The sequence below is a fragment of the Corticimicrobacter populi genome, assembly GCF_003123725.1.
Lineage (GTDB): Bacteria > Pseudomonadota > Gammaproteobacteria > Burkholderiales > Burkholderiaceae_B > Corticimicrobacter > Corticimicrobacter populi.
Window position 1 is genome coordinate 374,131 of the sequence record NZ_QETA01000004.1, and the last position, 6,527, is coordinate 380,657.

7 protein-coding genes and 1 tRNA gene are annotated in these 6,527 nt (G+C 58.1%); 7 read left to right on the forward strand and 1 reads right to left on the reverse strand.

Features of this window, described 5'->3' with window-relative positions:
• Positions 1 to 33: 33 nt before the first annotated feature.
• From DD235_RS11740 to DD235_RS11760, 5 genes are all read left to right on the forward strand, one after another.
• Positions 34 to 999, forward strand: coding sequence for an acetyl-CoA carboxylase carboxyltransferase subunit alpha (locus tag DD235_RS11740; protein ID WP_109062258.1), 966 nt, complete (start codon positions 34 to 36; stop codon positions 997 to 999).
• A 52-nt stretch (positions 1,000 to 1,051) separates the two neighbouring features.
• Positions 1,052 to 2,170 (forward strand): tRNA lysidine(34) synthetase TilS, encoded by a 1,119-nt coding sequence (gene tilS / locus DD235_RS11745; protein WP_239990121.1) that lies wholly within the window; start codon positions 1,052 to 1,054, stop codon positions 2,168 to 2,170.
• A gap of 55 nt (positions 2,171 to 2,225) precedes the next feature.
• Positions 2,226 to 3,494 carry an aspartate kinase gene (locus DD235_RS11750; protein WP_109062260.1) on the forward strand — a complete coding sequence of 423 codons (1,269 nt, stop codon included), beginning with the start codon at positions 2,226 to 2,228 and terminating at the stop codon, positions 3,492 to 3,494.
• Positions 3,495 to 3,521: 27 nt separating this feature from the next.
• Positions 3,522 to 3,614, forward strand: a tRNA-Ser gene (locus DD235_RS11755).
• Between the two features lie 103 nt (positions 3,615 to 3,717).
• On the forward strand, positions 3,718 to 4,116 hold the full coding sequence (locus DD235_RS11760) for a hypothetical protein (RefSeq protein WP_109062261.1): 399 nt from the start codon (positions 3,718 to 3,720) through the stop codon (positions 4,114 to 4,116).
• A 45-nt stretch (positions 4,117 to 4,161) separates the two neighbouring features.
• On the opposite strand, the gene DD235_RS11765 is transcribed toward DD235_RS11760, so the two are convergent.
• Entirely contained in the window at positions 4,162 to 4,692 is a 531-nt protein-coding gene (locus DD235_RS11765; RefSeq protein ID WP_109062262.1) for a cysteine hydrolase family protein, read from the reverse strand.
• Positions 4,693 to 4,814: 122 nt separating this feature from the next.
• On the opposite strand from DD235_RS11765, the gene DD235_RS11770 reads away from it, so the two are divergent.
• Positions 4,815 to 5,777, forward strand: a complete 963-nt coding sequence (locus DD235_RS11770) for a GlxA family transcriptional regulator (RefSeq protein ID WP_109062263.1) — start codon at positions 4,815 to 4,817, stop codon at positions 5,775 to 5,777.
• A gap of 67 nt (positions 5,778 to 5,844) precedes the next feature.
• Complete coding sequence (locus DD235_RS11775; RefSeq protein ID WP_109062264.1) at positions 5,845 to 6,120, forward strand: hypothetical protein; 276 nt, start codon at positions 5,845 to 5,847, stop codon at positions 6,118 to 6,120.
• Positions 6,121 to 6,527: the final 407 nt, after the last annotated feature.

The window sequence follows — 6,527 nt, forward strand, 5'->3', positions numbered from 1 at the left end:
CCGCCAGTCATTATCATCGGAATACGACATTACATGCGTAATACCTTTCTAGAATTCGAACAGCCTCTGGCCGAGCTTGAAGCCAAGATCGAGCAGTTGCGATTTGTGCAGGCCGATTCGGCCGTCGACATTTCGGACGAGATCAACCGCCTCCAGCAGAAAAGCCAGAAGCTGGCCCAGGAAATCTATGGCAAGCTGACGCCCTGGCAGACGGCGCTGGTGGCACGCCATCCCCAGCGGCCCTACACACTCGACTACGTGCGCGAAATCTTTACCGATTTCCATGAACTGCATGGTGATCGCATGTATGCGGATGATCCCTCCATCGTGGGGGGGCTGGCACGCTTCAATGGTGCTTCCTGCATGGTGATCGGCCATCAGAAGGGACGCGATACGCGTGAGCGCGCACTGCGCAATTTCGGCATGCCCCGGCCTGAGGGCTATCGCAAGGCCTTGCGGCTGATGCGCCTGGCCGAAAAATTCCAGATTCCGGTATTCACTTTCGTGGATACGCCCGGAGCCTATCCCGGCATCGGTGCCGAGGAACGTGGTCAGTCGGAAGCGATCGGCCACAATCTCTATGCCATGGCCGAGCTCAAGGTACCGATCATCTCTACCATCATCGGTGAGGGGGGATCGGGTGGCGCACTGGCGATTGCCGTTGCCAATGCCGTATTGATGCTTCAGTATTCCACCTATTCGGTCATTTCTCCCGAAGGATGCGCCTCCATCCTGTGGCGCAGCGCCGACAAGGCTCCCGAAGCGGCTGCTGCGCTGGCCATTACGGCTTCGCGCCTCAAGGAACTTGGCCTGGTCGATCGTGTCGTCAATGAACCGGTGGGTGGTGCCCATCGTGATCCCAGCGTCATGGCCCGCCTGCTCAAGCGCGCGTTGGTCGATTCTCTGCGCCAGTTGCAGGGCATGAACGCCAAGGAGCTTGTCGATCATCGCGTGGAGCGCCTGATGTCCTATGGCAAGTTCCAGGAAGTCAAGGCCTGATACAGGCCTGCCGGCTGCGCCGCACGATGCTGCGGTGCCGGCCTGTGCCGACATGACGGATCCCGCTTTGCTGCGCCCGGTCCTGCAATGTCTGCAGCATCAGCCATCCATTCATTATGCCGTTGCCCTCAGTGGTGGGGCAGATTCGGCCATGCTGGTCTTGCATGCCGCCTCTGCGGCACGCAGCCTGGGCATTGAACTCTCTTGCTTTCACATTCATCACGGACTGCTGAACGAGGCTGACGCGTGGGCGGTTCATGCCGGCCAGCTCGCCAGTCAGCTGGGTTTGCCGTTTCACATGCTGCGCGTGGCGGTGCCACGCGATAGCGGCAAAGGGATCGAGGGGGCTGCCAGGCAGGCTCGCTATGCAGGGCTGGCGCAACTCGCGCGAAGCCAGGGGGTCGAGGCGATTTTGCTGGCACACCACCAGGATGATCAGGCTGAAACCGTCCTGCTGCGTTTGCTGCGAGGTACCGGGCCGGAAGGCATGGCGGCGATGGCCGGACATGCCGTGCGCAACGGCGTGCAATACCTGCGTCCCTGGCTGGACGTGCCGCGCCAGCGCATACTGGATGTGTCCGCCCGCTATGCGGCAGCATACGGCTGGGAACCTGTTCAGGATCCAACCAATCAGGATGCTGATTACACCCGTGCTGCCGTACGCACGCTGCTGGTTCCCGTGCTTGAGCAGCGCTGGCCTGCCTGGCGCACGGTGCTGGGACGGCATGCCCGTCAGGCAGCCGAAACGGGTGAAATCCTTGCTGAAGTGGCGGAGCAGGACTGGCAGGCGCTGATGCCTGCTGCGGATGGGCTGAGCTTTTCCCTGACTGCCTGGCGAACCCTGTCGCCCGCCCGGCAGGCGCTGGCATTGCGCCACTGGTTGCAGCGCCTGGGCGTGAAATTGCCAACGGAGGCGCGTCTGCAGGCCTGGCTTGGGCAATTGCGACGAGTGACACATGACAACCAGATGCTGCTCGAACATGAGCAAATCGAGATCAGGTGTGTCAGGAGTCGAGTCTTGCTGCAGCCTCGGCAGGTTGTATCCTATGAAGAGCGCCGTCGGCTGCGAATCCAGGTGCGCGCGCAAGAAGGCCAGGCATCGAGCACCAACCGGCATGCGTCAGATCAAGAAAATGCGTCAGCCACGGAAAATACGCCCGGCTCTTGCTAGAATATGACGCTTTGCCCGCTGTTTTTCCGGGTGGATCACCTCAGGTAGCGTTCAAATGTCTATTTATGTCCATAAGTATGGCGGCACGTCGATGGGTTCCGTCGAGCGCATCAGGAATGTTGCGCGCCGTGTAGCCAAGTGGCACGCCGCTGGCCATCAGGTCGTGGTCGTGCCCTCCGCCATGGCGGGTGAAACCAATCGTCTGCTGGGCCTGGCCCGCGAGATCGCAGGCAGCGGTGCGGATCGCCGCGAACTCGACATGATTGCCTCTTCCGGCGAGCAGATCAGCAGCGGCCTGCTGGCGCTGGCCCTGCAGGCCGAGGGCGTGCAGGCACGCAGCTATGCTGGCTGGCAGGTGGCCGTGCATACGGACAAGGCCTATACCAAGGCCCGCATTACCGGTATCGACAGCGAGCGCATCATGGCAGACCTGAATGCCGGTCGCGTGGTTGTGGTCACGGGTTTCCAGGGCGTGGATGACGATGGCAACATTACTACGCTGGGGCGTGGTGGTTCGGATACGTCGGCGGTTGCCGTGGCGACTGCGATCAAGGCTGATGAATGCCTGATCTACACCGATGTCGATGGGGTATATACCACCGATCCTCGTGTGGTCCCCGAGGCCCGGCGGCTGAATGTGCTGTCGTTCGAAGAAATGCTCGAGATGGCCTCGCTTGGTTCCAAGGTGCTGCAGATCCGCTCTGTCGAGTTTGCCGGCAAGTACCATATCCCGGTCCGGGTGCTGTCATCGCTCACCGACCCAGAAATCAGTCTGTCCGTAGAAATGAAATCGGGCACGCTCATCACTTTCGAGGAAGACGAAAAAATGGAATCCGCAGTTGTTTCCGGCATTGCATTTAGCCGCGACGAAGCCAAAATCACCCTGGTCGCCGTGCCCGACAAGCCTGGTATCGCCTACTCGATCCTCGGGCCGGTGGCGGATGCCAATATCGATATCGACATGATCGTCCAGAATCAGTCGATCGAAGGCACCACCGATTTCTCTTTCACGGTGCAGAGCAATGAGTTCCAACGCGCGCTGGACGTGCTGAATCGCGAAGTGTTGCCCAAGGTCGGCGCGCGTGAAGTGATCGGCAATGAAAAGGTCTGCAAGGTCTCGATCGTCGGCATCGGCATGCGTTCTCACGTGGGCGTGGCCAGCAAGATGTTCCGCACACTCTCTGACGAAGGCATCAATATTCAGATGATCAGCACTAGCGAGATCAAGACTTCGGTCGTGATCGAGGACAAATACATGGAACTGGCCGTGCGTGCCCTGCACAAGGCTTTCGACCTGGGTGATACACCTGCAACAGCAGAATAAAATCGTGCTATAATTAGCAGCTAACTTGGAGACGTGGCCGAGTGGTTGAAGGTACTCCCCTGCTAAGGGAGCATACGGCTTATACCCGTATCGAGGGTTCGAATCCCTCCGTCTCCGCCAAGTTGATTCCCTGATGCAGGGATGCCAGAAACCCGCACGAGCTCGCCTCTGCGGGTTTTTTGTTTGTCGGTACGCTTCTCAGTCATTTCAGCAGGATGATTTCATGACACTCAAGACATGCATGGCTTTCGCGATAACGGGCCTTTCATTTGTAACGACAGTGGTACTGGCGCAAAGTGCACCTTCTCAGGCTCAGGGCGCTTTTGCCAAGGAAGCCTATGAAATCGCGCGCAATATGAATGGCCTGGCTGATTACTGCCAGCGCAAGGGGTATATCCAGCCCGGCAGTGTAGAGGATGCCCGCAAGTTATTGCCCATGGTTGAATCCATGTCGCCGGACAAAAGTGGTGGGGATGCTGCCGAAGCCTATGGCATCAAGGGTTATGTGCTGGATGGAAAGAGACCCCCGGTTCAACTGGCCGAAAGCGAGCTGAGCGAAAGCGAATGGTGTCAGCAGGCGGCCGAAGGCTGGCGTCACTGGGCTGCGCAACTGGCACGCTGATGCGTGCCGGCAGGCCTGTCAGCAGCAGCGTGGGCGGGCCGCACACTAGTGCGATATTGTGCCCAGTGCCTGTGAGCTCGTTTGCAGCGGAACACGCGGTTCGATAGCCTTGAGTGCAATGACATGCAGTATCTCGCTGACCGTGGTGCAGCAGTCCTGCAGGATGGCCAATTGATATTTCTCGGCTGCTTCCGAGAGGGCGGTATGGGTGACGCAATTATGCGTCATCATGCCGCAGATCAGCAGTGAATCTACCTTCAATGTCTCTAGCGTCTTGGTCAGCGATGTTCCCAGAAAGCTGTCGGCCTGCGTTTTGATGACAACGGGTGCCGTAGGCGCGGCCGCAAGCAGCCTGGGGTGCAACTCGGCACCAGAGGTCTCTTCGCAGAAAAAGGGACTCTGGCTTGGTGCAATATGCTGGATAAGAATAACGGGAATATTGCGAGCATCAGCCAGCTTGATGGCATCGATAGTCTTGTCCAGGACGGGCACTGTGTTCCAGAGCGGAAACTTCCCTTCCGGAAAGTAGTCGTTCTGCAGATCGATGATGATGAGAGCGTGACGTGGATCGGTCATATCGAACTCCTCGGTTCGGTGAAAGGATGAGATATTGTCTGGCCGGCCAGACAAAGTGACGAGTGGCCTGATTGCCAGTGGGCGCTAAAATCGGGCCAATCTTTGTTGCAGGAGGTGCCTGCATGAGTGAACTGTCTTTTTCATCGCCTGTCGTGGCCGTCCTGGCCTTTGACAGGATCAGCCCTTTCCACCTGTCGGTACCGTGTCTTGTGTTCGGGGAGGAGTTGCAGGGGGTGCCGCGTTATGACGTTCGGGTGTGTGCTGCCGAGCCGGGTCGGTTGCGCACGTCAGCCGGGTTCGATATTGTGACCAGGCACGAACTGGATACGCTTGAGGTGGCAGATATCATTGTTGTCCCAAGCTGGCGTGATCCGGTGGAGCGTCCACCGCAGAGGCTGCTCGATGCGCTGGTGGCGGCAAAGGACCGAGGCGCATTGCTGGTGGGATTGTGCCTGGGGGCGTATGTGTTGGCAGAGGCTGGCTTGCTCGCTGGCAGGCGCGCTACGACACACTGGGCTTTTGCTGCTGACTTTTCTGCGCGCTATCCGGATGTGAGGTTTGATCCTGAAGTGCTCTATATAGAAGAAGATAATCTGATGACTTCAGCGGGTACGGCTGCAGGGCTGGACTGTTGCTTGCATATTGTCCGGCAGCATCATGGCAATGGGCTGGCAAACCGGGTGGCGCGCCGAATGGTGGTGTCTCCTCATCGCCAGGGAGGTCAGGCGCAGTTCATCGAGCAACCTGTGCCGACGGCAGGGCCGGGCCTGCGATTGTCTGATCTTCTCGATTGGGTGCGAGCGCATCTGGAGCAGCGGCATACGCTGGACAGTCTGGCGCGGCGTGCCTGCGTCAGTCGGCGTACTTTGAGTAGACAGATCCGGCAGTTGTCCGGCATGACCGTGGGACAGTGGCTGTTGCGCGAGCGTCTGTCTCGTGCACAGCAATTGCTGGAGGGAACCGATATGTCGGTGGAGCAGGTGGCAGCCACTGCGGGTTTTGGTTCCACGGCGTCAATGCGACTGTGTTTCAGCCGGATATGCGGACTGCCCCCTGGTGCGTGGCGAATGATGTATCGAGGGTGATATCATCGCTGGCGGGGGGAGGCAACGCGCCTTGTCGCATTTACAGATTGCACATGAGCTGTTCAATATGAAAAAAAGCGCCTTTATTGTTTTGCTGTTGGTCCTGTCGGGCTGTGACCTGAAACCTGCGCCTGAAAATGCCGCCAGGTCTTTTTCTTCTATCCAGCGATGCCTGGATCATGTTGCGTTCGATACGGGCGAGCGGCTCAATATCACCAACCGCACGCCAGGCCGTGTATGGGGCGAAACAGCCGAACATGGTCTGTCATTTCGTTGCGAAGGGCGGGTGACCGAGCTCAAGCAACTCGAAGTTGAAGGGCGCTGGCAACGACAAGGCAAATAGCGCAAATCTTCACGGATCTGTCATCAGTTTGACATGTTAGAAATGGTGGTGCTATAGTTTCGCTCCTTCGCAGTTCAGACGAACCAGACCTTGAGGCAAACGCCCAGGTGGTAGTTGGGGATGTGAAGGGATTTGGCAGATTTGTTTTGAGGTTTGAAATAAATATGCCGGATGCGGTACCTGAAGAGTGAAAAGGTGTTATAGTTTCGCTCCTCGAGTTTGAGGGTGATCCGGGAAAACCCGGAAGGGGCTAAGAAATTGGTTCCGGCGGTTGCAAACAACGACTTGCCAAACTTCAAGCGACGGGTTATAGTTCAGGGCTTCGCTGAACGGTTAGGGGAAACCCTGATGTGGGTAGCGAAGGAGGTGTGAAGGTCGGTTGGTTGTTTTGAGGTTTGAAACGCTGA

Excerpts from the sequence above, each read along its gene's own strand:
- DD235_RS11740 (WP_109062258.1), top strand. The coding sequence starts at position 34 with ATGCGTAATACCTTTCTAGAATTCGAACAGCCTCTGGCCGAGCTTGAA.
- tilS (WP_239990121.1), top strand. The coding sequence starts at position 1,052 with ATGACGGATCCCGCTTTGCTGCGCCCGGTCCTGCAATGTCTGCAGCAT.
- DD235_RS11750 (WP_109062260.1), top strand. The coding sequence starts at position 2,226 with ATGTCTATTTATGTCCATAAGTATGGCGGCACGTCGATGGGTTCCGTC.
- DD235_RS11760 (WP_109062261.1), top strand. The coding sequence starts at position 3,718 with ATGACACTCAAGACATGCATGGCTTTCGCGATAACGGGCCTTTCATTT.
- DD235_RS11765 (WP_109062262.1), bottom strand. The coding sequence starts at position 4,692 with ATGACCGATCCACGTCACGCTCTCATCATCATCGATCTGCAGAACGAC.
- DD235_RS11770 (WP_109062263.1), top strand. The coding sequence starts at position 4,815 with ATGAGTGAACTGTCTTTTTCATCGCCTGTCGTGGCCGTCCTGGCCTTT.
- DD235_RS11775 (WP_109062264.1), top strand. The coding sequence starts at position 5,845 with ATGAAAAAAAGCGCCTTTATTGTTTTGCTGTTGGTCCTGTCGGGCTGT.